We start from the raw sequence: 26,336 nt of genomic DNA, 5'->3' as shown, positions 1-26,336 counted from the left end.
TTCAGAGCAAGGGGGCTACATAGCTTCCCAAAAACCCTTCGTGCACCCCCCCTCCGCACGAAGGGTTTTTTATTTTCAGATCCGTTTCATTCAAGCGGAAAGTTTAGCAATGGCGCCAGATTTGTCCTGACAGAATGGTTATTTTATGAATAAAGAAAAGTTAAAGATTTATGCCTCTCATAGTGGTAACGCTGCTGTTTTAGGGCTTTCACTAACGATTATAGCCTTTGGTATTGAGGCTTGGAAAACCGCTTCAGGTCTGCAAAGCGTCAGTGCGGGTGGCGGTGAATACTTGGTTTTTCTGATTATATCTGTTCCTGCATTTATTGCCGTCAATATAGTTCACTGGCTATTGGTTTGGGTGTTATCAAGGTCATACCTGCACAAAAAGATTCGCTATGTTTACTGGTTTGCCAACATTTTTGTCATCGGCTTAATCATGGTGGATATAATACTTACAAGATGACCAAGCCTGATAGATTAATCGCCATCGGCGATATACACGGCGAACTGGGGCAACTCAATCGGTTGTTGAATACCCTTGCGCCCACGGATCATGATCGCTTCGTCTTTCTTGGTGATTACATTGACCGGGGCAAGAACAGCAAAGGCGTTGTTGAGCATCTGATCCGCTTTCGTGAGGCATTCCCGGACTCCGTTTTTATTCGGGGCAATCACGATCAGATGGTCCTTGATGCGCTCATCGAGAATGGCGTTATCACCGGCCACCGCTTACGCGACCAGTCGCGTGCCTATCGAGCCCGCGCCTCGGAATCCGACATCGATATTTTTCTGTTCAACGGTGGCAAACAAACCCTGCGCAGCTATCGAATCACCCACCTTACTGACTTTCCCAACGAGCATATCGCCTTTTTGCAATCGACTCGTCTGTGGTGGCGATTCGAACATTTTGTCTTTGTCCACGCCGGGATTGAACAGGGCCTTCCGCTTGAATTGCAAGATCCTTTCACATTGATGTGGGAACGAATGTCGCCACCAGGGCAGGATGGTGAAATTCATGTCGTCGGTCATCATCCGACCACTGATGGAAAGCCCTACTTTGAGCCGGGGCGCTACAATCTTGATACCGGTGCGGTTTACGGCAGAACCCTGACGGCCTGTGATGTCTTGACCAGAAAAGTGTGGCAGGTAGCCTGACTTTTTACCTCTTTTAAGCGAGCTGGCATGATCATTCAAGAAGTAACATCAACCACGGAACTCGACATGATGCGCGATCTTTTTCGCGAATACGAACAGTTCCTCCAGGTGGATTTGTGTTTTCAAGATTTTGAACAGGAACTTGCCAATCTGCCGGGAAAATACGCTCCACCGGACGGCGCACTGCTGTTGGCGCTGAGCAACGAGCAGCCCTTCGGCTGCGTTGCGTTACGCAAACTCGAAGAAGGCATCTGTGAGATGAAACGCCTCTACGTCAAACCGGAGGGTCGCGGTAAAGGACTGGGAAAAAAGCTCGCCGAAAAAATCATCGCCATTGCCCGGCAACGCGGTTATGTGATCATGCGTCTGGATACTCTGGATACCCTGACCGAGGCAGTCAACCTGTATCAACAGCTCGGCTTTCGTCAAGTTCCGCCGTACTATGACAATCCCCTGCCGGGAGCTCTTTACTGGGAGCTGGATTTGCGGGAATCTCTTTACTGAACTTCCCCGGTTTTTCCGGCGACAGTTTTTGTTTGAGTCAGGCCGCTTTGGCTGACTCCTCTAGCCGTTAATATTCCATTGCTTTTTCCATTGGTGAAATATTTTTTATTGTCTTCAGCAATCGGCGATTGTTAAACCAGTCCACCCATTCCAATGTCGCATATTCAACTGCCTCCCGACCCTTCCAAGGTCCGCGATGTTGAATGATAAGCTCCAGGCAATGTAAGCCCCTATTGCAGAATGAAATGCAAGACACTCCAACGGTGAGATATCAGGATGGGATGTTGAATATCTGGGATCGTGATTTTACGGACGTTGAAAAATAGAGGATTAGCGTTTCAGACGATCAAATAAAGACTGTCCGACCGTCTCTGCTTTTTGCAAGAGTTTATGGTCCACTCTAATGCTACCGGCCTCAAAGAATCCCAAGGCTTTTACCGAATCGGTAACATCCATTCCAATGTCCTTAGAAAAATCAGTCAATAGCGACAGGGTGTTGCCCATCGCTGATTCTTCAGATTGCTCACAAATAGCCGCAGTAACACAGACTTTTCCTGTACCCTGATATTTTCCGATCCATTCCTTGCGGTTGACGGGAAACTGGATGAGACTGTAACAACGGTCAATAAAGCGTTTCATGTCAGAGGTGACTGAATACCAGTAGGTTGGTGAAGCGAGGATTATCCCATCTGCAACATCTATCTTCTCGACAACCTGGGCAAAATCATCCTTGATTATACATTCCCAGGAGTTGCGACACCCTTCACATCCGGTACACGCACCAATATCGTAGCCACCAAGCGAAATCGATTCTATTTGCGCTCCAGCCTTTTCAGAAGGCGCAAGTATTGATTGAATGAGACATTCCGTATTCCCATTTTTTCTTCTGCTGCCATTAATAGATAAAACCTTCAAAAGCACCTCCTTGATCATCTGGAACTCGTATAAAGCTAGATTTCTACCAACCTAGAGCAATTGAGGTTGGAGGGCAAAGTCTGACGGTCTCAAATGTTATGTCACTGAATTTGAGGGTTTTTAAACGCCTAAGTTTACCTGTGTGCCAGAATCCCTGCAATGTAAGAAAAACCCCCGATCCGGAGATTGAGGGTTTTCGTGTTTTATAATTCGTGAGTTATGGGACTTGAGTGTCGTTGTTCGATCGAAGATTTAGTTTCGCATTAAATTTTCATGAAATGTGCATTGAGCATACTTTATGCTTGACCGCTAGACGCGTTGATGGGGCTTGGCAACAACTTTTATTTTACGTGCCATCCCCACTTTCTGAGAAATAGTGCCTAAATGCAGTGAGGTGTACTAACTATTATTGAGCGCCATTGTGTCGAGGCCAAATTTTAAAGCGAATCAATGTTGGAATATTTGTTCACATCAACAGTACCATACTGATTATCATGCGATGATTTTATTATTTACAATCCAACTGGATTGTAAAAATTGCGAGCATTTTCATAAAAGACCTGATGCGCGGCACTTTCACCTAAACTGTTGAGTACTAGCATAAAATCAGCATCAGTATAAGGAGTAGAAGTCCGAGTACAGGGAAGATCAGTACCGAACATCAGCCCATTCGGATGAACTTGATAAAGTTCTTTTAGTGCCGGTTCCACAGGAAAGTCAACTCTTCCAAATCCGGTAGCTTTAACGTGAACTCCATGCTCAGCGAGGTTCAGCAGGTACGGAAAACCCGCCTTGGAAAGGCCTAGATGAGCTATGGAAACACGTGGTAACCGCAATAAAGTTGGGGTCAGTGAGATAAGCTCGCTAGAATCGACATATAATTCGACATGCCAACCAACCAACGCAAAAATTCGTTGAGCGAACTCATCCATGCGTTCAAGGTCATCAATGACTGCCCGTTTCAGATTGAAACGGGCGCCACGTACCCCGTGCTGATTGAGGGCGTGAATTTCCTCATCGCTTGCGTCGACAGATAGTTGGGTGACTCCAACATAGTTAGGCCCAAGATTTTTCAAAGCGGCCAATAAATATTTCTGATCAAATCCTTGAAAAGAACCGGATACTACGACGCCACCCGCAAGTCGGTAGTGTGACAACCGTTGGCGGTAATTGTCACAGGTAAAATAGTCGGGAATAAACCCCTGATTCTCAACCAAGGGGAACTGAGGGTCAATAATATGAAAATGACAGTCAAACAATTTATGTTTAGCAATTTCCCGCAACATTCATTCCTCACAATGAGTCATCGAATGACGATGTGGTAACGGAAGCTGTCGCCACGACCAATACTACGTCTCCACTCAACCGGGATATCTTCATAAGTGTAAGCAATTCGTTCCACACACATCACCGGCGATCCTTTAGCTACGCCTAGGTGTTCGACAACTTCGTCATCAGCTACATCGGGTTGTAAATATTCATCAGCCCAGAAAATTGGGGTCACAAATTTTTTGTTGTATATAGGATAGAGCAACTTGTTTTCCAAATTTATCTGTTCAATCCCCTTAAAGCGCTTGTGAGGTAGGAAAATTTCTTCAAAAGAAAAGGGAATTTCTCTTAGGGTTCGGACCCTCTTGATTTGTACAACTGCTGCATCAGGCTGCAGGTGTAGTCGTCCACACACTTTGGAATTGGCCTCTTGTATTGTCATTGAAAGAATATGGCTTCCGGGAACGTCAGAGTCATCGCGTTCAGGCAGACCGTAACGGAAAAAGCGAATAAAACTTTTAGAGAAATCAGGACTGGCAACAAATGTTCCACGCCCCTGACGGCGAAACAAAATTCCCTCTTGAACCAATACACCAAGAGCTTTTTTTACCGTACCAACAGAGACTTGAAACTCCGCTGCAAGCTCATTTTCTGAGGGTGTCATCATGCCAAGAGTCCACTGATTACGTGTAATCTTTTTCTTGATAGCTTCAGTAAGCTGAATATAGAGTGGTCTTTGGTCCGCTAAATCGATCATCGTTTCTTTATCCAAAGGTGTTTATATTGAAAAGTGATAGCTAACAGAATTAAGGTACTGAGATCTTTCCTCGCCGGACCATTTTGTTCAACAGGCTCGGCATTAACAAGACAGCGATGGTGGCTATAAGAATAACTAATGCAATAGGCCGTTGGAAACTTTCAATGCCACCAATAGCGAGGGCCCAATACAGGTTTTGCTCAGCCAAAGGTCCCAGCAACAGAGCCAGCAGAAACGCTGGAACAGAATATCCATATCGGTTTAGCAACGCTCCCAGTACGCCGAACAGGATAACAAGGTACATATCGAATACCATCTGTCGCCAGGCAAAACCGCCTATTAAGCAAAACAGGGCAATAATTGGTACCAGGTATTTGTTCGGGATTGCTGTCACGTTGCTTGTAACCCGCACGATTAGAATTCCGATTGGCAGCAGCATTAGATTGGCGAAAAGCAACGCAAAAAGTATCGCGTAGGCCTCTACAGCATAATCGCTGAAAAAACTTGGTCCAGGGGTAATCCCGTTTATCATCAGGGCGGCCATGACAACCAGCGTTGTACCTGAACCGGGAATTCCTAGGGTAACAGTCGGAATCAATGCCCCGCCGGGGACACCGTTATTACATGCATCCGCAGCAACGAGCCCCTCGTCACAACCGGTGCCAAATTTTTCTGGGTGTTTACTCCATTGACGAGCTTGTCCGTAGCTGACCCAAGTAGCTATTGCTGCCCCGGTGCCGGGAATGATGCCCACCAATACGCCGATCAACGCCGACCGCAACATATTAAACTTATGCTGCATAGAGGCCTTAACACCGCCTAAAATAGAAGCAAAATTTGTAACTGGCTTTTCATCTCCGGTGAATAGATTTTTTTCGTTGACCAAAATAAATATCTCACTGAAGCCAAAAACTCCAAGAAGCACCGGAATAAGTGGAAATCCCTCATAAAGTTCAAAGAACCCAAAGCTTGCACGGGTGTATCCTTCATTAAATTCTGTTCCAACACAAGCCAGAAAGAGCCCTAAAGCTGATGAGAAAAGACCTTTTGTTAATGACTTTCCAGTTAACGATCCGACGGCCGTCATTCCGAAAAGAGCCATCATGAACAATTCTGCCGGTCCAAAATTAAGTGCGTAGACGCCCACTACCGGCGCTAGGACCAAAGCAATGAGGGCCGAGATAACACCGCCCACAGTCGAGGCTGCAACTGATAGACCCAGAGCGTGGCCCGCTTCGCCACGACGAGTCATTTTAAACCCTTCTAAACAGGTTGTGGCGTTAGATGGTGTTCCGGGGATATTCAGTAGAATTGCAGGTATCGATCCTGCGGCTTGTGCGGCACAAAAACAGGACATCATGAAAATCACTGAATCGAGTGGCCCAAGATAAACCGTTAATGGCAACATCATGGCTAGAAAGTTGGTATCGTTAAAGCCTGGGATCGCACCAATGATTAATCCCGCAAGCATGCCAATAAGAATCCAGCTTAGGTGGTTGAATTGCAATGCGGTAGCAAATCCATCACCTATTATGCTTAAACTGGCTATTTCCATTATTTTATCCTGGCTCTAGAGAAGAATAATGCCGAGATCAAGCCGAGGCAGAGACATGTCCATACCAACCACCATACCAAAAAACAAGATGATGGTTATTGCTGAAGCAATAAATACATTTATGAAATAAGATTTACTTCCGAGGCAAAGAAACAACACATTCAGAAACAAGAAAGTGCTAAATACAAATCCGAGAGATGGTAAAAGAACAAGATAGAGTACTGATATGATCAAAATAAGGATGGGTTTTGTATAAGTTTTTGACGTTGATGAAGTAGAACGATCCTTGCGTACTAAATTAAAAATCAACACCAATACCCACAGAGTTCCAAGTATCGCAAGGATTCCGAGAGGCCAGAGCAATACTGTCAGGTTTGCTTGTCTGGTTTGCCAGAAATAACTCAAGACAAAAAGCAGAGATAGTCCGGGAATTATGGCTTCCTCTAAAGCTAATCGACGCTTTGGTTTGGTCACATGTATCTCCACGCCGCGGCAGCATTAACTGCCGCGGAAATAAGATTCCAAAGAAAGGTCAATCCAACAGATGTTTATATTTTTCCCAGACCTTCTGAAACTCCTCAACAAAAGCATCACACTCCTCTGGGGACCAATAATCGATAAAGGGAGTCATTCCCTGTCTTTCTGCCATTTCAAGAGTTTTGGGTGAGGAGATGGCTTGTTTGAATGTATCAACTAAGACTTTGTAGTTTTCAGGTGATACGGTAGCGGTATCTCGTTTTATCAAAAAAGCAAACGGTTCCACCATTGCTGGGACCTCTTGACCTATCGCATCAGACATTGTTGGGACATCCCATACCCCAGAATAGACCTTCTTGTTAGTGAAAGAGGCCAAGGCGGTGATGAAATCTTTTTTGCTGGATGAAGAAAAATAGGGACCGATACAAGCGTCTACCTGTTTGCCAGCCAAAGCATCACGCGCTTTAGAACCACCATCAAAAGCTACAACTTTGGCGTTAATGCCAGTCATCTCGATAAGAATCTTAGCAGCCAAAGAAGAAACTGCTTTAGGGTGGGACGTTGCAATAGTCAGGGGCTTTTTGGCTTTTTTCCCGGCCTCAATAAACTCTTGGATGGTTTTGTAAGGGGAGTCCTTGTGGACGAGCAGTACATTAGGGTCAGTAATCAGATTGCCGACAAACCCAATCTCATCCCAACCCTGTTCTAACGTACCAATATTCACATTGATGGCATGCATGGAAATGGTAGTCATGATGGTCGTATAGCCATCAGATGGCAGATTGGCAAGCTTGCCGAACCCTATTGCGCCAGATGCGCCTGGCGAATAATCGAACTTGATTGGTTGACCAAGAATATCCTCCCAGCCAGCAGCCAGTGCTCGTGATGATAGATCGTATCCACCCCCGGCCCTCGCTGGAACAATATGCGTGATTGGTCTTGTTGGAAAATCAGCGGCCATCAATGTTCCCGAAACCAGTAGTATGGTGCCTGACAGTAAAGCAATAATAAGTCTTTTCATGCACGTACCTCCTTTAGTTATGGTTAATATAACGCTTTGGCAGTTAAGCACTATTTCAGCCAAAACAGTAGGTCTCCTACCAGCAATCATATAGCTTATATACATAAGCTATATATTGATCTCGTTACTGTCAAGTAAAAAAACGTTTTACGTTGTGATGTGCGATAGTGAGAAAATTAATGTGTGTTCTTTTGCTTCAGGAATCAAGAAAGTAAACAATGCCTACTTTCAAAATAAATTCGGAGGGTTACCGGAGGATTCCTCTGTAACCGCCTTAGATCATTCATGATTCCGCAAAGGAACAAATGAAGGTTTTCTCCGTAAGGTCACCACCAGATTCCTTAAGAAGTGTATAGAGGCCTTGGGATGTCTACTACTATCTTGCCACCTTAATCAACCTAAGCTGATAGGGGGATCAATCAACGGCGGGCGTTTAGATTTTGTTCTTGCGTCTCATAATTCATCTTGTAGTTAATTTAGCGGGGAAGTTAGTCCGAATGGGTAATTCCTGGAACTCCTGGGTTATCAGAAAAACCCGTTCAGATCGCCAGGCGGGATTTTCGTGTGCTTATAGTCGTGACTTATGAGACGCAGTCTAGTCGGTCCGATACGCTTTACTTACACTTAAAATCAAGATCTCGGCACCAACCGAGGACTTGATTTCACGCTTATGCCAGCAATACGGAGAGCATCGACATGGTTCCACCATCGAAACCTTCGACCGGGAAGTTCACTTTATCCCCAGTTTTTTTCAATGCAGCCAGATAAAGCAACGGCAGATAATGGTCCGGTCCGGGGGCTGCTAATTGTGCAGCCTCCCCCTGACCGAGGTAGTCGACCAACTCATCCGCTTTTCCGTTTAATAATTTATTCCTGTTCCAGGCTTCAAATTCAACCGCCCAGCCGGGAGGTTCTTTTTGCGAATTGTGCCAGTCGAAACCGGGAAGGTTGTGAACAATGTTGCCGCTGCCGACAATGAGGACCCCTTCGTTGCGCAAGGCTGTCAATTTCTGTCCCAACCGATAATGCTCCTCAGGGGTTTTACGCATATCCAGGCCTAACTGAACAACCGGGACTCGGGCTTTTGGGTACAGGTGCCGAAGTACCGCCCAGGTTCCGTGGTCCAGCCCCCACTGATAATCATAATCAAGCTTGTCTGGCAGCAACAGATCAGCAACCTTTTCTGCCAGTTCGGGACTGCCGGGGGCCGGATATTCTATCTGGAACAACTCCTCCGGGAATCCGTAGAAATCATGGATCGTCCTTGGCGTCGACATCGCTGTCACCCGCAACTCTGGAATGTACCAGTGAGCAGAAATCACCAGGATCGCTTTCGGTTGTGGCAACTGTTGACCGATCTCTGTCCAGCTGCGGGTGTAGCGGTTGTCGCTCAGGGTCAACATCGGGCTGCCATGGCCGATAAACAGTGCCGGCATTGTTGAGTTGTTGGAGTTGTTCATAATCGCTCCTGTGAGCTGTATTTCTAAAAACGACTTAGCTTGCCTGCTTGATAAACTGGACATCCAGTTCGATTCTGATCTCTTCCCCAACCAGCACGCCACCGGTTTCAAGAGCTGAATTCCAGGTCAAACCAAAGTCTTTGCGATTGATTTTTGTCGTAGCCTGGGTTGCTCTGCGTAGATTTCCCCAAGGATCTTTCGCCTCGGCGGTCGGGCCACTGACGTTTAAAACCACCTCTTTGGTAACGCCATGAAGAGTCAGGTCGCCGACCAGCTCAAATCGGTCGTCGCTGACATTTCTTACCTCTTTTGAAGAGAATGTCAGGTTTGGATATTTGGCAACGTCGAGGAAGTCGGCACTGCGCAGGTGGTCATCTCTCTTCTGAATGCCGGTATCGATGCTGGTCGCAACGATGGTTACATCAACTTTTGATTGTGCCAAATTGCTTTCGTCGATTGTTACTGTCCCCTGCAGATCACGGAAACTGCCACGCACATCGGAAATCATCATATGTTTGACCTTAAAACTCACAGATGAGTGGGCAGGGTCAATGCTCCAGTTGGTCGTAGCGGCAAAGCTTGATGAGGTGAACAGCAAAGTTGCGATAATCGGGAGGGCAAATATTTTCATGTTCTTTTCCTTTCTTTATCAGTTCGGTTTCGATTCGGCAACGCTATGAAGTGTCCAAATCCTGTTTGTAATGACTTTACTGTTGTGTAAAACAAAGATAAACTCACTTTTGTAGAATTAACTATCCTGAAAATAGGAATAATGATGGATCGTTTCAGAGAAATGGAAACTTTCATGGCGGTTGTTGACGCTGGAAGTTTTGTCGCCGCAGCAGAAAAACTGCGTATTTCTAAATCAGTGGCATCAAGAGTTATCCAGGATTTGGAAGTTCGTTTAGGGGGGCGTTTGTTGCACCGAACAACCCGCAAACTATCGCTAACCGATATCGGCCAAGCCTATTATCAGCGCTGCAAACATATTCTTGAAGAATTGGAAGTGGCTGAAGGTGCGGTCGGTAAAGATCGTGAGGCGGTCATCGGCATCTTAAAGGTCAGCGCTCCTCTCACCTTCGGAACCATGCATTTGGCTCAGCACTGGGGCGAGTTTCTTAAACGGCATCCACTGGTCGAACTCGATCTCACGCTGATAGACAGACGGGTCGATCTGATTGGCGAAGGATACGACCTGGCTATTCGGATTGCACCACAACAGGAAGATTCATCTCTGGTCGCCCGAAAACTGGCGAGTTCGCGAATGGTGATGTGCGCCGCTCCACAGTACTTGGAAAAGCATGGTACACCGCAAACGCTGGACGAGATATCAAGACATGAATTTATTGGCTACAGCTATATTCCAACCGGAGATGTCTGGAAATTCAAATCGGGCGGGGCAACAGAAGGTTTGAAGGTTAGCCCGCGCCTGCGGGTCAACAATGGCGACACCTGCCGCTCAGTGGCGATGCAAGGCCTGGGAATTATCGTTCAACCAAACTTTATCATCAGCGATGATCTGGCTGCAGGTCGCCTAATAGAAATACTCCCTGAATGGCACACCGAAGAACGCGGTATTTATGCAGTCTATCCAACCCGCCAGCATCTCTCCGGAAAGGTTCGAGCTCTAGTCGATTACCTTGTTGATAAATTCAAGCAGGAAAAATGGAACTCACAGATCTAAAGCAAAAACCCAGCGGTACCACCCTCTTTTTTTGAAAATTCCAGAGAGAGAAACGCCTTAAAAGGCTTCGAGGTAGGGCAGACAATTTTTACTGGGAGTGGCCACTTCCGGAAAATCCATGTCTGATAAATGTCGCAAATCACGAAAGCCGCACGATCTGGTATCCGTGCGGCTTTCGTGTCTTATCGGGGTGACTTTATGTATTCGCTCTACCTGCCCCAAGCAAGAACACCGTCGTCTAAAAAACCTTTTTCAACCAACTGATGCAAAATATTTTTACTCTTCATTTTTAGAGTATCTCTGAGCAGTCGAGCAGCTGGTGTAATCAATTGTCTGCTCGGGCAAATAAGCCATAGTTCTGTAGACCTGGGCATGAATTCGGGCATGACGCTTAAAACATTTCCGGAGAGTAAATCTGCAGACATGTCGAGGCAGGACTTAACCGCTAAACCTTTCCCTGCGACACACCAGCGTCTGACCAGATCACCATCATTTGAGGCGCGGTTGCCGCTCATCTTGATTTTGTATTCAGCCTCACCCTGAGAAAACGTCCAGGTATCGTGAACCACGTCGTTAAGCTGGTAAAACAGCCCGTTATGGGTCGGGAGGTCGTGCGGATGTTTGGGTGTGCCGTTTTGATCGAGATACCCCTTGGTTGCACAAAGGAGCCCCGGGACGTTGCAGATTTTAAACCCATAGAGATGCGCTTCGTTGGGCGAGCCGTAGCGCAATGCGATATCCACCGAATCGCGATAAAAATCGATAGCGCTATCACTGACATTCAACTTCAAACTGACCTTCGGGTAGGTTTCGATAAATTCGTCAAGCCAGGGGGTCACCAGATTCCGCCCCAGGTCCGATGAGACGGCAATGCGCAGTTCACCGTCAACAATGTCCTGATCATCCCGTATCTGCAGTTTGGCCTGATCGAGCATGAGCAGGGCCTTTTCAACCTGGGGGATGTATCGCTCCCCAGCATTGGAGAGCCGCAACTGACGCGTGGTGCGAATAAACAGCTCCATGCCCAGCCCGTTTTCCACCCGCTTGACGGCAGCACTGGCCGTTGCCGTCAGCATATCCAGTCGGGTTGCCGCAGCGGTAATGCTGCGGCATTCAGCTACCTTGAGAACAACTTTGAGGTCTTCGATCTGCATATTGTCAAATTTCCCTTGATAATGTTTCAATCACTACACTGTTCACAACAAGACAGTCAAGAGCTATGATGACTTTAAATAACAAACTTGCAGAAAATTTAAGTCACTAACTCAATGGAGAACCACTATGAAAGCTGTTGGCTACACCAAATCACTCCCCATCAATGATCCTGAATCCTTGATCGACATCGAACTTCCCCAGCCGATCGCCACTGGCCGCGACCTGCTGGTCAAGATCAGAGCGATCGCGGTGAACCCGGTCGACTTCAAGGTCCGCCAGGGAATGGCCCCTGAAGAAGGAGAGTACAAAGTGATCGGCTGGGATGCCGTTGGTGAGGTGGTCGCAATCGGAGAAGGCGCGACTCAGTTCAAGCCAGGAGACGAAGTCTATTATGCCGGTGCTCTCATGCGCCAGGGCTGCAATGCAGAATATCAGTTGGTTGACGAGCGTCTGGTCGGCCGCAAACCGAAAAGCCTGTCTGACGCCGAAGCAGCCGCACTGCCGCTGACCACCATCACCGCCTGGGAGATGCTCTTTGAGCATCTGGAGATCAAGCAGCAATCTCCAGATTCCAAGAAAAAGTCTGACGAAGTGATTTTGGTGGTCGGCGCCGCAGGCGGGGTCGGTTCTATCTTGCTGCAACTCGCCAAAACCATCACCGGTGCCACCATTATCGCCACCGCCTCGCGGGAAAGCTCACAGGCCTGGGTGAAAAAGTTGGGCGCCGATTACGTTGTCGACCACAGCCAGCCGCTCCAGCCACAGATCGAGGCTCTGGGGATCGGGAAGCTGACGCACGTTGCCAGCCTGACCAATACCGACTCCTACTTCGATACCTACATCGAACAACTGGTGCCGTTCGGCAGAATCGCCATGATCGATGACCCTGCAGAGCCGTTGGATGTGATGAAGATGAAGTTTAAGAGTCTGTCACTGCACATCGAGTTTATGTATGCCCGCTCCATGTTCAACGCGGCTGACATGGATGAACAGAGCCGCCTGCTGACCCGCGTTGCGGATTTGATTGACCAGGGCTTCATCCAGACCACTGTTGGTAAAAATCTCGGAACCATCAACGCTACCAACCTGAAAACAGCACATGCCGAACTGGAATCAGGCCAATCGATCGGCAAGATTGTTCTGGAAGGGTTTTCATCATGAGTAAAACGATTCTTATAACCGGAGCGACTGACGGCATCGGGCTGGAAACAGCCCGCATGCTGGTTTCGCAGGGACATCAGGTCTTATTGCATGGGCGTAATCCGGAAAAACTGTCCGCAGTGGAAAATGAACTCTCTGAGCTTGCAGGTGCAGGGCAGGTTGAAAGCTATGTCGCGGATCTGTCAAACATGGCAGAAGTAGAAGCCTTCGCAAAGGCGGTAGCTGAAAAGCATAGTCAACTCGATGTGCTGATCAACAATGCCGGCATCTTCAAAGTTGCTGACCCGATCACCCCAGACGGGCTCGATGTCCGCTTCGTTGTCAACACACTGGCCCCCTACCTGCTGACCCAGAAACTGCTGCCGTTGCTGGGCAAAACCGGCCGTGTAGTGAACTTGTCATCTGCCGCCCAAGCTCCGGTGAATTTAGAGGCACTCGCCGGCCGGGAGAAATTGGATGACATGCCGGCCTACGCGCAAAGCAAGCGGGCTATCACCATCTGGTCGCGGACCATGGCGCAATTGCTGGGTGAAAACGGACCGGCGATCATTGCGGTCAACCCCGGTTCACTGCTTGCCAGCAAGATGGTGAAAGAGGGGTTTGGTGTCGCAGGTAGTGATCTCCGCATCGGTGCCGATATCCTTTGCCGCGCTGCCTTATCAGATGAATTTTCCAAGGCCTCTGGCCAGTATTTCGACAACGATGCGGGAAACTTCTCCCCACCCCATGCAGATGCTCTCAATCCGCAGAAAAATACAGACGTTGTGCGTGTTATCAAGAGTGTTCTGGCAGAAATAACAAACTAGGAAAGAGCTATGTATTACGAAGGAAAAATTTACCGACCCTGGCCAGAAGCCAACAGTCTGCTCATCCAGACGACCATCGGCTGCACCAACAACAAGTGCACCTTCTGCGATATGTTCCGGGAGAAAAATTTCGGTATCCGGGCACTTGAGGATGCTTTCCAGGATATCGAGGAAGCGCGGAGGACATACTCGCACGTAGAGTCGATCTTCCTGATTGATGGCAACGTGTTGGTGCTAAAGACTGACCTCCTGCTGCAGGTTCTGAACAAGATCAAGTCGACCTTTCCAGAAAACAAGAGGATTGCACTCTACGGTGGGCTGAACGATTTCGAGCGCAAATCGGTTGCAGAGCTCAAACAGTTAAGGCAAGCCGGACTGACCATTGCCTACTCTGGCCTGGAGTCGGGTGATCCGGTGGTGCTGGAGCGGATCAGAAAAGGAATGACGGTTGACCAAGCGCTGGCAGGATTGGAAAAAGCGAAAGCTGCTGGGATCGAAATGCTACTCTCCTTCATTCTCGGGCTCGGTGGCAAAGAACGTTCTCGCGAGCATATTGTTGAAACCGTTCGCCTGCTCAACATTATGCAACCAGAAGAGATCGCACCCATGGCGCTGACCATCCAGCCGGGGACCGAGTTAGAGCGAGAAGTTGGGAAGGGAGAATTTGTCTTGCCGACCCCGTTGCAGATTCTAGAAGAGGAAAAGTACCTGCTGGAGAGTCTCAATTTTCCAACGATGTACTGGGGTGATCACGGTAACAATATCGTGCCGATGCGGGGCAGATTGCCGGATGTCCAGGAGCTGTTTTTACAGCAGGTTGAACAGGCCATTGCCACTCATCCGGTAACCAAGGAAAAGGTGCTGCAGATATTTGCCTGGTAGCACGCATTTAAAAAAGGACGTAACGGTCATAAGAGCCCTGTTCCCTACAGGTGTCGACTTGTCAGGCACAGGGGCCCCGCTTTCTGTCAGGAATCCTTGCCTCGCCGAAAGTGTCCCGCAAGTTGCACTGCATTGTTTTGGCGGTCAGAAAGTCGGGCAGACCGAGCACGTCTTACATATCGCGATATCCACGACACTGAACTGACGATTTCAGGTCAGTGCTTTTTTGCCATGAAAACACGTCTCGGAAGTTGCTCCACCCAATTTTGACTGCTTCACAGAGAAGCTAATATCAAATTCTTGCAGGCCCTGCATTACCAGAAATCCCCGCTTGGGTCGCCGAGCGGGGATTTGCTGTTCTAATTGTCGTAAATCAGGAAACATTTCCAAAGTGTCTAGAAAACAAGGAGCGATTCAGTATTCTTCGATAGAGGATGGTCTGGATTTTGTCTGAAAAATGACTCTTTGGCTTTCTCGCTGAGTTGAGATACGAAGACTCCAAAGGCTTTATCAACCTGGGCAATATGTTCCAGCAACCAGTCTTTTAAAAACTCACTTAAATCATAACCTGCAATTCTTTCCCCAGTCCGATGTGTATGGTGCAGTCGAGTAACCTTTACCCTGAAGGCGTCATGTGCTGCGAGGTGCGCATCCTGATGTGGATAATTATTCTCCCGCATTGCTGCTTCCTCGGCGGCAAAATGGTCTTCTACATAGCAAAGCAGTTTCTCAAGAATTTTTGAGGTTGTGTCTTCCTCCTCCCTTGTTTCGAGGGACATGTAGAGTTCGTTTATCATGTTGACGATCATCGTGTGTTGCAGGTCAATATGCGGTATACCCAACTCATATTGTTCTTTCCACTCAAAAAACACCATAAAGATACCTTCTCCATGTGGATGAATATGAAGACTAAATATTAGCAATAATTAACAAGCTGGGCGCTGGAAGTCAACAGGCGTTAAATTTAAATGTGAATTGCAACTGGGTAGATAAACTTTTTCCATTCTCTAAAGTCGTAAGTTTAGAGCGCTGGAAAACGTCTTGGATTTTGTACTGCATTGTTTTCCGAACCATAGATCGAAGTGTATCTAAGCCTTCTGCAAACCCTGCATTTCCGGAAAATCCAGCCTGAATCGTCAAACGAGGTTTTCTGGCAATGGCCGTAACTTGCTGGTCTACTGGTGTTTTTTCCCTATATAGAAAACATAACCATAATACTCTTTATACTTATCATACATCTGAATTTCATGCTGTTGGTTTGCAATAAAATCTATGGCTGACTTATTGCCCGCATTATTTTCCAGAAAGACTTTCTGTGCATTCTCTTGTGGTACATAGAAATGCTCTGTCCAACAGTTTTCGGGTAAAATAAACGCAGCAACCGGAATATAGCCGGCTTTTTGCATTTGCGCTATTTTGTTGGGGATAGTGTCTATCTCTGGATAAGCATCCATCCAATAATCTTCGATCTCAACAGGACGCTTTTCTGTGAACCACGATGCTTCCGAAACAGCAACATAGCCACCGGCTTTTAGGTGTCTTCGCCATTCATTTAGCCCCCGCTCAAAGCCTATATTGTAAATTGCTCCTTCTGACCACAATAGATCCAGTTCTTCATCTCCAAAGGGAAGGTTTTCCATCGAGCCAACAATACCCTTTGCTCTGTTCTGAAGATTCAGCTTCACGCTGTTTTTGTTAAACAGATCAATGAAGACAGGAAAAAGGTCGACTCCTGTAATATTGCCCGGTGCGTGCTGTGCTAAAACCATTGTCTGACCACCTGACCCGCAACCAATGTCAACAATACTTGATTTTTCGTTAAGATTATCGATAAAACTCAGCGCTTTAACCGTTACTTCAGGACTACCTGGACCCTGTCGTTCGAGGGTTGAAAAATATTCGCAGATTAATTTGAAATCAAATTCATGGATTGATTTGCTTTCATCGGTCATAAAAAATTCCTTCATTTATGTGGGTTTTTGCCCTTTAAAAACTCAGTTGTTGTTAAAAAAATGCCTCCAGCCCAGTCCGGGCAGGGAAATTGAAGGCTCAGACATAGAAACCCCCTTCGGATCAATGAATCCGAAAATAGAGAATTTTGACGGACTACTGCCAATGATAAGGTTAGTTGTGACATCCGGCCGCTATTCTATTTGTCTATCGGGCCAGCTTATCGTAAAACGACTGCCGCCCAAAGGTGATGTTGAGATGGTGACGCTTCCCCGATGTGAATCCATTACTTTTTTGACAATTGCCAACCCCAATCCGTATCCTCCCGATTCACGACTTCGGCTGGAATCCAAGCGTGCAAAAGGTTCAAAAATTCTTTCCCTGTCTGCGGTAGGAATCCCCAAGCCATCATCATCCACATGAATCAGTAGTTCTTCATCCCCTTGCTCAAGGGTCACCTTGACAAGACCGTTTCCATAGCGGGAGGCATTTTGTATCAGGTTGCTGATCGCCCGTCCCAGTTGGCTGGGCTCGAAGCTCGCGACAAGATGGGGATCGACCAGATTTTCATGTTGGAGGTGTGCTGATATCTTCCTTCTCTGCTCTTCCAGAACCTCTTCAAGCCACGGCACGATGACCTGCTTCTGCAATATCAACTCGGCGTCTTTCCAGTCGTAGCGCGCATAGGTCAATAATTCGCTGATCAGTCCATCAAGTTCATCCAGATCCTGATGAATCCCATTAATATAATGATTCTTTTCTCCTGGCTCAGGCGAGGTTACCAGCATCTCCATACCAAAGCGCAAGCGGGCGATCGGTGTCCGCAGCTCGTGAGAGACGGCGTTGGTAAGCTCTTTTTGTGCGGTGATCAATTGCTGTATACGTTCGGCCATCTGGTTAAAGGTGTTGGCCAGCGGCAGTAGCGCTGAATTTGCGGGGAGTTTCGCCCTGGCGTCAAGGTGTCCCTCTCCCAAAGCTGAGGCCGTCCTGCTGATTTTGCTCAAGTGACGCCAGAATGGCAGCGCCCAGAGCAATGCTGCTACTCCGAGTAGCAGTAGAAAAAGTCCCCAGGTCCAGATATCAAGCAAGCTGCTGACCCCAGGTGAAGGAAATGGTCCAATGGCGAGGGCGTAACCACTTTGGTCAATCTCCTGCCAGAATCGATGATAGTCGGTGGAAACCAGAATGTCGCCCTCTTGTAACAGGGCAATCTCAGCCGCGGAAAAGTTTTCCTGATCTATTGTAACCAACGCCAGGGGATAGCCAAATTCAGGCTGTAACTGTTTTAGACGGTTTGACCATTTTGCCTTTGGGGAGTTGGTCAGATCCTGCTGGATGAGAAACAGAGGGCCTTTTACCAACTCGCGGTAATACTGGTTAAATTCTTCCCTGAAAGGTGCCCCGGCAAAGTGCTCAACCGTGGGGACGACGACGAAGAGTGCCAGCAACAAAACGATGACAATAAACAGGTAGAAACTCAGGAAGATTCGTTTCATGGGTTCACCAGGCGTCCAGGACAAAAAGATATCCCTGGCGCCAGATCGTTTTGATCCGATGGGGCTGCGCGGGGTCGACTTCTAATTTTTTACGTAAACGTGAGATAGCGATATCAATGGATCGATCCAATCCGTCGTAGTCAATCCCTCGCATTTCGGAATAAATCCGTTCCCGATCAAGAATCGTTCCGGCGTGGTTGGCCAACAAGGCGAGCAGATCAAACTCCGTCGTTGTCAAGTCCACCACCTCACCATCCAAAGAGACCTGCCGTGAGGAAAAACAGATTTTCAGGCCACCTACGTGAATATCCTTTGGCACCTGGGTGGACGAGAAGGGGTCTTGCTGATCGCCACTCTTCTCCATGCGGCGAAATAAGGCCCGAATACGTGCAAGCAACACCCTTGGCTCAATCGGTTTTTTGACATAATCATCAGCCCCCAGTTCGAGTCCCGCAACCTGATCCATATCGTCCTCTCTGGCGGTCAGAATCAGAATGGGCCCCAAGTAGGAGGAGCGTACCTGCTGGCAGACCGAGAGGCCGTCCCTGCCGGGTAGCATGAGGTCAAGGATGAGCAGATCCGGATTCTCCTTCAGGATGCGCCCTGGAGCTGTGTCTCCCCGCCCTTCAATCAATACCTCAAAACCCTGTTGCTGAAGATAGTCCCGAATCAGTTCGGACAGTCGTTGATCATCTTCAACCAGGAGTATCCGTTGTTTTTTATCCATCGTTCCTTCTTTGTCTATGATCAGCGATGCGGCCAACTTTTAACACAATACCAGTTTAACGGTCGGTAGCAGGATAATCTGTTGGGTTTTTGCATCAATTTGTAACGAATTGTTGCCATCAGCCGGATATAACCATTTCTGCAACATTTTGAGACAAAATCCAAACAGTTTCACAACAGACGGATAGAGTTTTTTTCGGGTAGCGTATGGCTAACTTCAACAGCGCAAAGGAGAATTGCCATGAAACGACCAGGTAGCGTTGGACTCTGCGGTTTGTTTATAACCCTGATGACCTTTTCAACCCCGGTGATTGCCTCTGATGGTGGTGCAAACCAAAGTGGTCTGTTTGGAACCATCAGGTTGGGCGGTGGGGTCGTTAACACCCGCCCTTCCGGTCTGGAGGTTATGGACAACAATGAAAAACGCGATAATTGGGGAGGAAGAGGCAAGAGTCAATCGCAAGGTCTGATGCTGCTCAGTGCGGATGTTGGCTACACCTTTACAGAGAGTGGGACAACGCTCTTGACTGCTATCAATACCGAAGGCCCCTTCTCCCTGGCCCTGCGTCATGAGATCGTAGGAGTAGGTGAAATGACCTTCAGCGCCCTCTACGAAAAAAAAGAGGCCTGGAAAAATCCCTATCTGGTCGGGACGAATCGTAGTCGCACCGATGCCGAATCATTTGGTGGAGCGGTGGTCTGGGAGAGAATTCTGGGCACCGGGGCGCGGCTGGCGCTGAAACATCAGAAGATTGATGTCGCGGATGATCTGATTGGGCAGACGGAACCAGGATTACGGCGTGATGGTACTGATACCACCCTGGGGATTGGTTATGTCTGGGATCTGGCTGCAGGTGGAGTTGTGAGTACTGATCTCAGCCATATCAGGCTCAACCGGGACGGCGCCGCAAACAGAGGTTATGCTTATCTTGTTGAAGTAAATCATGAGCTGGGCGTCGGTCGACTGACATTTTCGACTCATTTTGAACTGAAAAATACGCATTTTGACGGAATTCATCCGGTATTCAATAAAAAGCGCAAAGAGTCAGCTTACAGCTTCTCGGAATCGATCATCTTTGCCGCGCCTTTCGGTTATAAAAACTGGTCGGTTTATGGTGTTGCCGCCATTGGTGAGACAAATGCCAATATCGACTTCTTCGATAGTTCCATGCTGTTTTCAGGGGCAGGAATTGGGTACAGATTTTGAGAGTTTTCCGGTGCCCGCAGGTTCAGCATGAGTACACTATCTACAACGGAGATAAAATCATGGATCGACTATTTAATCAGGGAAAATGCAGCGTTCCGTTCCGGTCATTTACCCCTTTTCTCATCATCACATTTGGATTGGCCTGGAGCGTTCTTGGGTTGTACGTCGTTTTCCCGGAGCGCATGAGTACCATGTTCGGTCAACTTACCGGCAACCATCCGCTCTTTTTTCTGGCCGTTTATGCTCCTGCCATCGCAGCATTCATTCTCGTTGTCCACCATGGCGGCATTGCCGGGCTGCGGCGTTTCCTCGGGCGGGCATTGCTCTGGCGTTGCCACGCGGGCTGGTATGCTTTTCTGCTCATCGGTATTCCGTTGATCTTTATCAGCGGCTCCGCGCTCAGAGGGAATCTTTTTACCGAACCATTTCCATTTGCATCCATTTCTGCTCTGCTCGGAGCATTGATTCTTGCTGCGATTAAGGGCCCGGTTGAAGAGTTTGGCTGGCGCGGTCTTGCCCTTCCGCTGTTGCAAAGAAAGTGCGCTCCATTCTGGGCCGGGCTGATACTTGGAGTGATATGGGGCTTGTGGCATCTGCCGGCATTTTTGTTGAGGGGAACCCAACAAAGCCAGTGGTCGTTTACAGCGTTCTTTATCGGATGTCTTGTTATAAGCATCATCGCAACAGCACTGTTTAACAATTCACGTGGCAGCATTCTGCTGTCAGCTTTTTTTCACTTTTCGCTCATGAACCCGATTTTCCCAGATGCGCAGCCGTACGATACATACATACTTGTCTTTGCCGCATTGTTGATCGTTTGGAGGAACCGTCAGGAGATGTTCACAAAAAAAGGAGCGGTCACAGAGGTTATTCCGCAACTGAGGACCGTGTGATGTTTTATGTTCCCGAGATTCGAATCCGTATCATCATGTCGGCCATATTTGTGCTACTGCTGATAACAGGTGGTCTCTATTCGTCCATCGCAGCGACATCTGATCTACCGGAAGATTTTCAAGCGTCACTTGATGCCTTTCAGCAGGAGTACGGATTCCCGGGAGCTACAGCAGCTTATGTACTCCGGGATGGCACAAGCGCTGTAGCTGCAACCGGACTCGCTGATGTTGAAAACGGGACGCCAATGACGGTTCAGTCACGCATGCTTGCAGGCAGTATTGGCAAGACCTTTGTTGGCGCAACTGTTGTGGCACTTGCCTGCGAGGGGTTGTTAGAGCTTGATGTTCCGGTAGCGCGCTGGCTTGGTGACCGGCAATGGTTTGATCGTTTGCCCAATCACGACGTGATCACGTTGCGCCAGCTTCTCAACCACAGTTCAGGGTTGCCCGACCATGTTCATCTAGAGAGCTTTGAATCCGCCGTCAATCGCAAATGGCGAGAAAGACAGAATGATGAGAGGACGTTACGTTCCCTTTTTAATCACGGTCCTGGATTGTCTGGCCAGGGGCACCTGGAAAGCTTTGCAAATTCAGTCGCTCATCAATGTCGCGAGACACAGCATCTTTTTTCACCTGAAGATTTGATAGAATATGTTTTTGAAAGACCTGCACTTTTTGAGGCTGGTACCTCCTGGGCTTACTCGGATACCGGGTATATTCTGCTCGGTCTTGTCATAGAAGAGGTTGCCGGCAGAAGCTATTACGAAGAGATCAGGGAGCGCTTTTTAACGCCCTTTGATCTGCGATTGACGACCCCGTCTGACCAGCTGTTGTTGTCCGGACTTGCTGCAGGCTATATGGAGACAGAGAATGCTTTCGGGTTCCCTCAAAAAACACTTCAAGCGGATGGAAGGATGGTTTGGCACCCTGGTCTCGAGTGGACAGGTGGTGGACTGGTAAGTAATGCAGGCGATCTGGCACGCTGGGGGTCCTTATTGTTCGAGGGACATGCCATGACGGGAGATTATCTGACGGAGCTGCTAAAAGGGGTACCAGTCAGTCCAGATGAGTCCGACATTTACTATGGAGCCGGGGTTGGTATTTATCGATCAGGCCCTTTTGGCCCGGTCTATGGACATGGCGGCTGGATCCCCGGCTACACCTCCAGTTTACGGCACTATCCGGACCAAGGAGTGACCATTGCGTTTCAAATCAATACAGACATCGGTATCGTGGATGACAGTACTGCGGTGATCAGTAAAATGGAAAAAAAGCTGGCTGAAACTGTCATATCCCGTATGGAGAAGGGTTTATGATGTTCGTGTCTGTGTTATCGACAGCACTTGTGCTGGCTCTTGTCGCACTACTGATATTGAGGCACCTGGATCACCGGGCTGACCGTAAGTTGATGCACGACCTTGTGCTCAGGCAACCATCGCACCTTCCAACCTTCACCGCTACGATGGTTGCAGATCTGCCGGAACCGGCACGTCGCTATTTTCTGTATACCATTGAACCGGGCACCCCTCTGTCCCCTGTGGCCAAAATCACCATGCGTGGCCGTTTTGGTTTAGGGGATAAGGATAATCCCAACTATCTCGATTTTTCGGCTACACAGGTCCTGGCCATGCCAGCCGGGTTCGTCTGGAAAATGCGTGCAATGCGTGGTTTGATGAGATTATCCGGTTCTGACTGCCAGCGGTGGACACGTTTTTGGCTGGCCGGTTTCATACCCATTGCCCGTCTGGGTGGTAACCTGGATCATACTCGTTCTGCGTTTGGGCGCTATGTGGCTGAAGCCGTGTTCTGGACACCTGCAGCGTTGCTGCCCGGCCCGGCTGTTCGCTGGGAGTTGCTCGATATGAACTGCACCCGCGTTACGGTTTGCTATCAGGGACTCACGCAATCCGTCGAGGTGACGGTTACGCCGGATGGTCAGCCGATCCAGGTCAGCTTTGAACGATGGAGTAATGCCAATCCACAGAAGATCCACCGGTTGCAGCCGTTCGGGGGGTATCTTTCAGCCTTTCGAGAATTCGCTGGCTACCGTTTGCCCACCCATGTGGAAGCCGGCAACCATTTCGGCACTGATGAGTACTTTCCATTTTTCGTGGCGGATGTGATGGATGTTGAGTATCTCCATCATGAGTGAACCTGACAACCGGTCTTTCAGCGTGCGGTAATGGATTCTTTTCTGCTCGCGGCGGGTCTGACTTTTTGTATTTTGGTTGGTTTTTTTCTGAACCACTTCTCTGCTAACCATCCATGATCTGGCCTGTTGTCATCGTGGTTCTCTGTTTGAAGGTTTGACCGATGTCTTGGATGCTAATGTTCTCGCAAGTTCTTCTGCCACTGTCGCTATTAGGCTGGATGTTATTTTATCCGGCAGCGGGCTGGCTTGCGTGGGGGGTTCAGTTAATGTCGGTAACGGCGGTTCTTCTGGGTATTGGACTTGCCGCTCTCTGGGTTATGCCACCCTTCTGGGTGCCCTATGCCTACGGCCTGTTACTTTTCATTATTACGCTCACCCATCTGGTCAGAAAGACTATCCCCGGCCCGGGGATTTGGCGAGCCTCAGCAGCGAGTTCTGTAATCATCGTGATGGTGGCAGCGCTGGGCTGTTTTGGGGCTTACCTGTCCTGGCAGGCACTGAAGGGACGGGTACTGCCCGAGGAAACGGTTGTGGATATCGCCCCTCCTTTTCTTTCAGACCACTACCTTATCGCCCATGGAGGAAGTACATCCATGGTCAATGCGCACCTTAAAACCCTGGATCAAACAATTGAACATTTGCACCCATGGCGCGGTCAGAGCAAGGCTCTGGATATATTTCGCATTACGCCTTTTGGGTTTCACAAGAAAGGGTGGCAGCCATCAGATCCTGCCAGATACACAACTTTTGGCGTCCCGGTTGTCGCACCATGCTCTGGTGAAGTGGCCTTGGTGTTTAATGGGCTCGAAGATATGCCTGTTCCCGAAATGGACCGCAACCACATGGCTGGCAATTATATCGCTATCGAATGCGGAGATTTCTTCGTGATCCTGGCGCATCTACGTCAGGGAAGTATCTCTGTAGAAACCGGAGACAAAGTGATAATTGGTGATTTAGTGGCACAGATGGGTAACACAGGAAATAGCTCGGAACCACACTTGCATTTGCATGTCCAAAGTGGGTTGCCAGCAGGAACTCCCCTAGCTGGCAACCCAATATGGTTCACTATTAATAATCGATTTTTGGTGCGCAATGATAGACTTTACAGGTTCTAGGAGGGAAAGCGCGGTTGGGACTCTTGGAACAACTTGCCGCTTATTCTTTTCAAGCTCGATGATCCCATAGTTCGCCATGGTCTTCAGCGTCCAGGAGAGATTGCTGGTGGATCTCCCCGACAGCTCTTCAAGTTCCCTCAACGATTGGGGATGCTTGTCTATAATCAGCTGCAATAATCGCTGGTTTTCACTGTTCAGCACTTGGGCCATGGATTGGAGTGATTCAAACCAGATTTTCGGCTCATTGCTTTGGGGAATATATTCGCCTTTGGCAATGGCAATACTTCTCTGCTTGTAATCCTCTCTCGTCATGATACCGATTTTAAACATATTTTCAGGTATGACCTTCTCCCAGATACGCTTCGACAGCTTCCCATAAATCCACGAGAAGTTGTCCGGCTGATTCAAATTCGTAAGAAAAAACTTTCTCCTGCTGATGCTTATGGTCCCAGGTCATCTTTCGAGCACCATATTTTTTCCGTTTCGGCTTGACTGCGTGAGCGTTGTCGAAACCGATAACCCGCCTGCTGTTTTTATCGTGAAGCGTCAGGCTATAACTGATCCCGAGATTTCGTCACCTTTCTTTATTATGACTTTTCCCTGTTGTAGATCACAGGCATCTGACCCTTCCACATGTCCCAGGTTTCAGGTTCGGTGATCAAGTCCGCCATGAAATGAGCTACGTTGATACGGCTGACCTTGCCGGCGTCAAATATTGCACTTCTCGTCGGTGAAGGATGCACCTCGTAATCGGTGACCTGGTCCTCATTGATCAAACCGTCAGGACGAACTGCTACCCATTCGATCACGCCATCTTTTTTGATAACCTGGGTCCGCAGATAATCCGCAGCTTGTTCGTTGTCCACATGTGGCGGCAAGAGGAGTCGAAGTAGACCGATGACGCACTTCTGAGCAAATGAGATCGGTTCAAGAAGATCACGGTTACTATTCCCCGCAGTGTTCATGAGGACAAATCTAACAGGCTTTGTTGGTTTGTTTTTTTTGATGGCACTGCATAATCGGTGGGTGGCCTCAGTAACAAGCCTGCGCGGTTGGCCATAAATCCCCTTCAAGCTTAGATGATGCCCCAGGCAGGAAGTAACCGCATCGCAGCCGTTGACCTGTTGGGTTAACTCGGCATCGCTAAGCTCCAGAACACTGTGGTGGGTTATTGATAAGTTTTCATGGTTCTTAACATTTGCGGGGACACTGTCTGGTGACCGCACAATGATTTTAACGCTATGCCCGCGATTGAGCAGATGTTCAACAAGCAGTCTACCAGTTGCGCCACTGGCCCCAACCACAAGTATCGTCATAATTTACTCCACACTGCTGTTTTCATGATTTTATTAAACATCTTAGCTGGAAAACTTAAGAATACACTATCCGGCTGTGACTCTGCAGTCAGGACCCCATCCGTTCCTGGTATGCTTCGTTAGATTGTTCTATCGGTCGTGATTTCCGAAATCTCCATAACTTTGTTGAAATATCTACTTGTACCTGGGAAAGTTCCTAAAGCCCACTTAACCTGACTGTTGTGTCAGTCTTTTTTATTAATGATCGGATTACGACATTTCAGGGATGACACCAAGCTGTTGGAAGAAGGTCAAATTATCGAGAATTTCTCTGTCTTCCAAGATTTTATTGTCCTTAATTCGACTAATAACCATTCCTTGAACTTCTACAGCCTTTTTAGTAGCCGGAATGCCCATAAAATCTTGCTCATGGGTGCCCTTGAGGGTAAATGCAGTACAGGTTCGGTCGTTGGAACTGAAGAAATCATCAATTTGCAGGTTTAAATCAGGGAATGAATAACGGAACGCCTGAATAAACGCTCTTAACTGACTGATACCCTTTAATTGACTGTCGTAACTCCAATATTGGTATTCAGGGTTAATAACCACTTCGAGTATTGAGAAATTCCCCTTATTGAATGCCTCATTGATGAAGGTTCGAATTAAATCTTCATTTTGCATCTTTCGCTCCTTCGGTA

At 48.1% G+C, this 26,336-nt stretch carries 29 protein-coding genes and 1 pseudogene; 12 read left to right on the top strand and 18 right to left on the bottom strand.

From position 1 onward, the window contains the following. Positions 1 to 145 precede the first annotated feature (145 nt). The 3 genes from AC1931_RS06455 to AC1931_RS06445 are packed head-to-tail and all read left to right on the top strand — an operon-like array spanning position 146 to position 1,662. Positions 146 to 466 carry a hypothetical protein gene (locus AC1931_RS06455; RefSeq protein WP_483876427.1) on the top strand — a complete coding sequence of 107 codons (321 nt, stop codon included), beginning with the start codon at positions 146 to 148 and terminating at the stop codon, positions 464 to 466. Continuing rightward, positions 463 to 1,158, top strand: a complete 696-nt coding sequence (locus AC1931_RS06450) for a metallophosphoesterase family protein (protein WP_483876426.1) — start codon at positions 463 to 465, stop codon at positions 1,156 to 1,158. Before AC1931_RS06455 ends, AC1931_RS06450 begins: the two co-directional genes overlap by 4 nt. Positions 1,159 to 1,185: 27 nt before the next feature. Beyond that, positions 1,186 to 1,662, top strand: a complete 477-nt coding sequence (locus AC1931_RS06445; RefSeq protein ID WP_483876425.1) for a GNAT family N-acetyltransferase — start codon at positions 1,186 to 1,188, stop codon at positions 1,660 to 1,662. A 67-nt stretch (positions 1,663 to 1,729) separates the two neighbouring features. On the opposite strand, the pseudogene AC1931_RS06440 reads toward AC1931_RS06445, so the two are convergent. The 9 genes and pseudogenes from AC1931_RS06440 to AC1931_RS06400 form a co-directional block, all read right to left on the bottom strand. Beyond that, a pseudogene (locus tag AC1931_RS06440) lies at positions 1,730 to 1,891 on the bottom strand (IS3 family transposase); the annotation flags it as partial. Between the two features lie 101 nt (positions 1,892 to 1,992). Continuing rightward, entirely contained in the window at positions 1,993 to 2,577 is a 585-nt protein-coding gene (locus AC1931_RS06435; RefSeq protein ID WP_483876424.1) for a flavodoxin family protein, read from the bottom strand. Positions 2,578 to 3,089: 512 nt separating this feature from the next. Beyond that, positions 3,090 to 3,863, bottom strand: coding sequence for an amidohydrolase family protein (locus tag AC1931_RS06430; RefSeq protein ID WP_483876423.1), 774 nt, complete (start codon positions 3,861 to 3,863; stop codon positions 3,090 to 3,092). 17 nt (positions 3,864 to 3,880) lie between these two features. Beyond that, positions 3,881 to 4,603, bottom strand: a complete 723-nt coding sequence (locus AC1931_RS06425; RefSeq protein ID WP_483876422.1) for a GntR family transcriptional regulator — start codon at positions 4,601 to 4,603, stop codon at positions 3,881 to 3,883. A 49-nt stretch (positions 4,604 to 4,652) separates the two neighbouring features. Next, entirely contained in the window at positions 4,653 to 6,158 is a 1,506-nt protein-coding gene (locus AC1931_RS06420) for a tripartite tricarboxylate transporter permease (RefSeq protein WP_483876421.1), read from the bottom strand. A 15-nt stretch (positions 6,159 to 6,173) separates the two neighbouring features. Then, entirely contained in the window at positions 6,174 to 6,632 is a 459-nt protein-coding gene (locus AC1931_RS06415) for a tripartite tricarboxylate transporter TctB family protein (protein ID WP_483876420.1), read from the bottom strand. A gap of 58 nt (positions 6,633 to 6,690) precedes the next feature. Continuing rightward, positions 6,691 to 7,656 carry a Bug family tripartite tricarboxylate transporter substrate binding protein gene (locus AC1931_RS06410; protein WP_483876419.1) on the bottom strand — a complete coding sequence of 322 codons (966 nt, stop codon included), beginning with the start codon at positions 7,654 to 7,656 and terminating at the stop codon, positions 6,691 to 6,693. 668 nt (positions 7,657 to 8,324) lie between these two features. Then, positions 8,325 to 9,116, bottom strand: a complete 792-nt coding sequence (gene ygiD, locus AC1931_RS06405; protein WP_483876418.1) for a 4,5-DOPA-extradiol-dioxygenase — start codon at positions 9,114 to 9,116, stop codon at positions 8,325 to 8,327. Positions 9,117 to 9,150: 34 nt separating this feature from the next. Then, the gene (locus AC1931_RS06400) at positions 9,151 to 9,747 is read right to left on the bottom strand and encodes a YceI family protein (protein WP_483876417.1); all 597 of its coding nucleotides are present in this window, start codon (positions 9,745 to 9,747) and stop codon (positions 9,151 to 9,153) included. Positions 9,748 to 9,888: 141 nt separating this feature from the next. Between AC1931_RS06400 and AC1931_RS06395 the strand changes: the two genes are divergently transcribed. Continuing rightward, positions 9,889 to 10,800 (top strand): LysR family transcriptional regulator, encoded by a 912-nt coding sequence (locus AC1931_RS06395; RefSeq protein WP_483876416.1) that lies wholly within the window; start codon positions 9,889 to 9,891, stop codon positions 10,798 to 10,800. Between the two features lie 209 nt (positions 10,801 to 11,009). Here the strand turns inward: AC1931_RS06395 and AC1931_RS06390 are convergent, their stop codons facing one another. Further along, on the bottom strand, positions 11,010 to 11,954 hold the full coding sequence (locus AC1931_RS06390) for a LysR family transcriptional regulator (RefSeq protein WP_483876415.1): 945 nt from the start codon (positions 11,952 to 11,954) through the stop codon (positions 11,010 to 11,012). Positions 11,955 to 12,081: 127 nt separating this feature from the next. On the opposite strand from AC1931_RS06390, the gene AC1931_RS06385 reads away from it, so the two are divergent. From AC1931_RS06385 to AC1931_RS06375, 3 genes are read left to right on the top strand one after another with little or no spacing between them, the layout of a single operon-like run. After that, positions 12,082 to 13,116: a zinc-binding alcohol dehydrogenase family protein gene (locus tag AC1931_RS06385; protein WP_483876414.1), complete on the top strand. Its 1,035-nt coding sequence runs from the start codon at positions 12,082 to 12,084 to the stop codon at positions 13,114 to 13,116. Beyond that, entirely contained in the window at positions 13,113 to 13,922 is an 810-nt protein-coding gene (locus tag AC1931_RS06380) for an SDR family NAD(P)-dependent oxidoreductase (protein ID WP_483876413.1), read from the top strand. Before AC1931_RS06385 ends, AC1931_RS06380 begins: the two co-directional genes overlap by 4 nt. Before the next feature lie 9 nt (positions 13,923 to 13,931). Continuing rightward, entirely contained in the window at positions 13,932 to 14,804 is an 873-nt protein-coding gene (locus tag AC1931_RS06375) for a radical SAM protein (protein WP_483876412.1), read from the top strand. A 395-nt stretch (positions 14,805 to 15,199) separates the two neighbouring features. Here AC1931_RS06375 and AC1931_RS06370 read toward each other — a convergent pair whose 3' ends face one another. From AC1931_RS06370 to AC1931_RS06355, 4 genes are all read right to left on the bottom strand, one after another. Continuing rightward, complete coding sequence (locus tag AC1931_RS06370) at positions 15,200 to 15,679, bottom strand: bacteriohemerythrin (RefSeq protein WP_483876411.1); 480 nt, start codon at positions 15,677 to 15,679, stop codon at positions 15,200 to 15,202. Positions 15,680 to 15,979: 300 nt separating this feature from the next. Continuing rightward, the gene (locus AC1931_RS06365) at positions 15,980 to 16,756 is read right to left on the bottom strand and encodes a class I SAM-dependent methyltransferase (RefSeq protein WP_483876410.1); all 777 of its coding nucleotides are present in this window, start codon (positions 16,754 to 16,756) and stop codon (positions 15,980 to 15,982) included. A gap of 192 nt (positions 16,757 to 16,948) precedes the next feature. Next, positions 16,949 to 18,250, bottom strand: coding sequence for an ATP-binding protein (locus tag AC1931_RS06360; protein WP_483876409.1), 1,302 nt, complete (start codon positions 18,248 to 18,250; stop codon positions 16,949 to 16,951). Positions 18,251 to 18,254: 4 nt separating this feature from the next. Beyond that, positions 18,255 to 18,977, bottom strand: coding sequence for a response regulator (locus tag AC1931_RS06355; RefSeq protein WP_483876408.1), 723 nt, complete (start codon positions 18,975 to 18,977; stop codon positions 18,255 to 18,257). Between the two features lie 240 nt (positions 18,978 to 19,217). Here AC1931_RS06355 and AC1931_RS06350 point away from each other — a divergent pair, with 240 nt between their 5' ends. The 5 genes from AC1931_RS06350 (at position 19,218) to AC1931_RS06330 (ending at position 24,343) form a co-directional block, all read left to right on the top strand. After that, entirely contained in the window at positions 19,218 to 20,183 is a 966-nt protein-coding gene (locus tag AC1931_RS06350) for a DUF2860 family protein (protein WP_483876407.1), read from the top strand. 59 nt (positions 20,184 to 20,242) lie between these two features. Beyond that, a complete protein-coding gene (locus AC1931_RS06345; protein ID WP_483876406.1) occupies positions 20,243 to 21,076 on the top strand; it encodes a CPBP family glutamic-type intramembrane protease in 834 nt (277 codons plus the stop codon). Beyond that, entirely contained in the window at positions 21,076 to 22,392 is a 1,317-nt protein-coding gene (locus AC1931_RS06340; RefSeq protein ID WP_483876405.1) for a serine hydrolase domain-containing protein, read from the top strand. The genes AC1931_RS06345 and AC1931_RS06340 overlap by 1 nt, the downstream gene beginning before the upstream one ends. Further along, positions 22,389 to 23,228, top strand: a complete 840-nt coding sequence (locus AC1931_RS06335; protein ID WP_483876404.1) for a DUF6544 family protein — start codon at positions 22,389 to 22,391, stop codon at positions 23,226 to 23,228. Before AC1931_RS06340 ends, AC1931_RS06335 begins: the two co-directional genes overlap by 4 nt. 161 nt (positions 23,229 to 23,389) lie before the next feature. Continuing rightward, entirely contained in the window at positions 23,390 to 24,343 is a 954-nt protein-coding gene (locus tag AC1931_RS06330; RefSeq protein ID WP_483876403.1) for a M23 family metallopeptidase, read from the top strand. Here the strand turns inward: AC1931_RS06330 and AC1931_RS06325 are convergent. The 4 genes from AC1931_RS06325 to AC1931_RS06310 form a co-directional block, all read right to left on the bottom strand. Then, positions 24,269 to 24,673: an HVO_A0114 family putative DNA-binding protein gene (locus AC1931_RS06325; protein WP_483876402.1), complete on the bottom strand. Its 405-nt coding sequence runs from the start codon at positions 24,671 to 24,673 to the stop codon at positions 24,269 to 24,271. The two genes, AC1931_RS06330 and AC1931_RS06325, sit on opposite strands and share 75 nt — an antisense overlap. A gap of 4 nt (positions 24,674 to 24,677) precedes the next feature. Then, entirely contained in the window at positions 24,678 to 24,905 is a 228-nt protein-coding gene (locus AC1931_RS06320) for a toxin-antitoxin system TumE family protein (protein WP_483876927.1), read from the bottom strand. A gap of 25 nt (positions 24,906 to 24,930) precedes the next feature. Further along, a complete protein-coding gene (locus AC1931_RS06315; protein WP_483876401.1) occupies positions 24,931 to 25,659 on the bottom strand; it encodes an NAD(P)-dependent oxidoreductase in 729 nt (242 codons plus the stop codon). 249 nt (positions 25,660 to 25,908) lie between these two features. Continuing rightward, complete coding sequence (locus AC1931_RS06310) at positions 25,909 to 26,319, bottom strand: ester cyclase (protein ID WP_483876400.1); 411 nt, start codon at positions 26,317 to 26,319, stop codon at positions 25,909 to 25,911. Positions 26,320 to 26,336: the final 17 nt, after the last annotated feature.

This window comes from Pelovirga sp. C15f (assembly GCF_057178085.1).
Note: the sequence above shows the minus strand (reverse complement) of the source record. Positions and strands in the feature narration are given on the sequence as shown.

Excerpts from the sequence above, each read along its gene's own strand:
- AC1931_RS06455 (WP_483876427.1), top strand. The coding sequence starts at position 146 with ATGAATAAAGAAAAGTTAAAGATTTATGCCTCTCATAGTGGTAACGCT.
- AC1931_RS06450 (WP_483876426.1), top strand. The coding sequence starts at position 463 with ATGACCAAGCCTGATAGATTAATCGCCATCGGCGATATACACGGCGAA.
- AC1931_RS06445 (WP_483876425.1), top strand. The coding sequence starts at position 1,186 with ATGATCATTCAAGAAGTAACATCAACCACGGAACTCGACATGATGCGC.
- AC1931_RS06430 (WP_483876423.1), bottom strand. The coding sequence starts at position 3,863 with ATGTTGCGGGAAATTGCTAAACATAAATTGTTTGACTGTCATTTTCAT.
- AC1931_RS06425 (WP_483876422.1), bottom strand. The coding sequence starts at position 4,603 with ATGATCGATTTAGCGGACCAAAGACCACTCTATATTCAGCTTACTGAA.
- AC1931_RS06420 (WP_483876421.1), bottom strand. The coding sequence starts at position 6,158 with ATGGAAATAGCCAGTTTAAGCATAATAGGTGATGGATTTGCTACCGCA.
- AC1931_RS06410 (WP_483876419.1), bottom strand. The coding sequence starts at position 7,656 with ATGAAAAGACTTATTATTGCTTTACTGTCAGGCACCATACTACTGGTT.
- ygiD (WP_483876418.1), bottom strand. The coding sequence starts at position 9,116 with ATGAACAACTCCAACAACTCAACAATGCCGGCACTGTTTATCGGCCAT.
- AC1931_RS06400 (WP_483876417.1), bottom strand. The coding sequence starts at position 9,747 with ATGAAAATATTTGCCCTCCCGATTATCGCAACTTTGCTGTTCACCTCA.
- AC1931_RS06395 (WP_483876416.1), top strand. The coding sequence starts at position 9,889 with ATGATGGATCGTTTCAGAGAAATGGAAACTTTCATGGCGGTTGTTGAC.
- AC1931_RS06390 (WP_483876415.1), bottom strand. The coding sequence starts at position 11,954 with ATGCAGATCGAAGACCTCAAAGTTGTTCTCAAGGTAGCTGAATGCCGC.
- AC1931_RS06385 (WP_483876414.1), top strand. The coding sequence starts at position 12,082 with ATGAAAGCTGTTGGCTACACCAAATCACTCCCCATCAATGATCCTGAA.
- AC1931_RS06380 (WP_483876413.1), top strand. The coding sequence starts at position 13,113 with ATGAGTAAAACGATTCTTATAACCGGAGCGACTGACGGCATCGGGCTG.
- AC1931_RS06375 (WP_483876412.1), top strand. The coding sequence starts at position 13,932 with ATGTATTACGAAGGAAAAATTTACCGACCCTGGCCAGAAGCCAACAGT.
- AC1931_RS06370 (WP_483876411.1), bottom strand. The coding sequence starts at position 15,679 with ATGGTGTTTTTTGAGTGGAAAGAACAATATGAGTTGGGTATACCGCAT.
- AC1931_RS06365 (WP_483876410.1), bottom strand. The coding sequence starts at position 16,756 with ATGACCGATGAAAGCAAATCAATCCATGAATTTGATTTCAAATTAATC.
- AC1931_RS06360 (WP_483876409.1), bottom strand. The coding sequence starts at position 18,250 with ATGAAACGAATCTTCCTGAGTTTCTACCTGTTTATTGTCATCGTTTTG.
- AC1931_RS06355 (WP_483876408.1), bottom strand. The coding sequence starts at position 18,977 with ATGGATAAAAAACAACGGATACTCCTGGTTGAAGATGATCAACGACTG.
- AC1931_RS06350 (WP_483876407.1), top strand. The coding sequence starts at position 19,218 with ATGAAACGACCAGGTAGCGTTGGACTCTGCGGTTTGTTTATAACCCTG.
- AC1931_RS06345 (WP_483876406.1), top strand. The coding sequence starts at position 20,243 with ATGGATCGACTATTTAATCAGGGAAAATGCAGCGTTCCGTTCCGGTCA.
- AC1931_RS06340 (WP_483876405.1), top strand. The coding sequence starts at position 21,076 with ATGTTTTATGTTCCCGAGATTCGAATCCGTATCATCATGTCGGCCATA.
- AC1931_RS06335 (WP_483876404.1), top strand. The coding sequence starts at position 22,389 with ATGATGTTCGTGTCTGTGTTATCGACAGCACTTGTGCTGGCTCTTGTC.
- AC1931_RS06330 (WP_483876403.1), top strand. The coding sequence starts at position 23,390 with ATGTCTTGGATGCTAATGTTCTCGCAAGTTCTTCTGCCACTGTCGCTA.
- AC1931_RS06325 (WP_483876402.1), bottom strand. The coding sequence starts at position 24,673 with ATGTTTAAAATCGGTATCATGACGAGAGAGGATTACAAGCAGAGAAGT.
- AC1931_RS06315 (WP_483876401.1), bottom strand. The coding sequence starts at position 25,659 with ATGACGATACTTGTGGTTGGGGCCAGTGGCGCAACTGGTAGACTGCTT.
- AC1931_RS06310 (WP_483876400.1), bottom strand. The coding sequence starts at position 26,319 with ATGCAAAATGAAGATTTAATTCGAACCTTCATCAATGAGGCATTCAAT.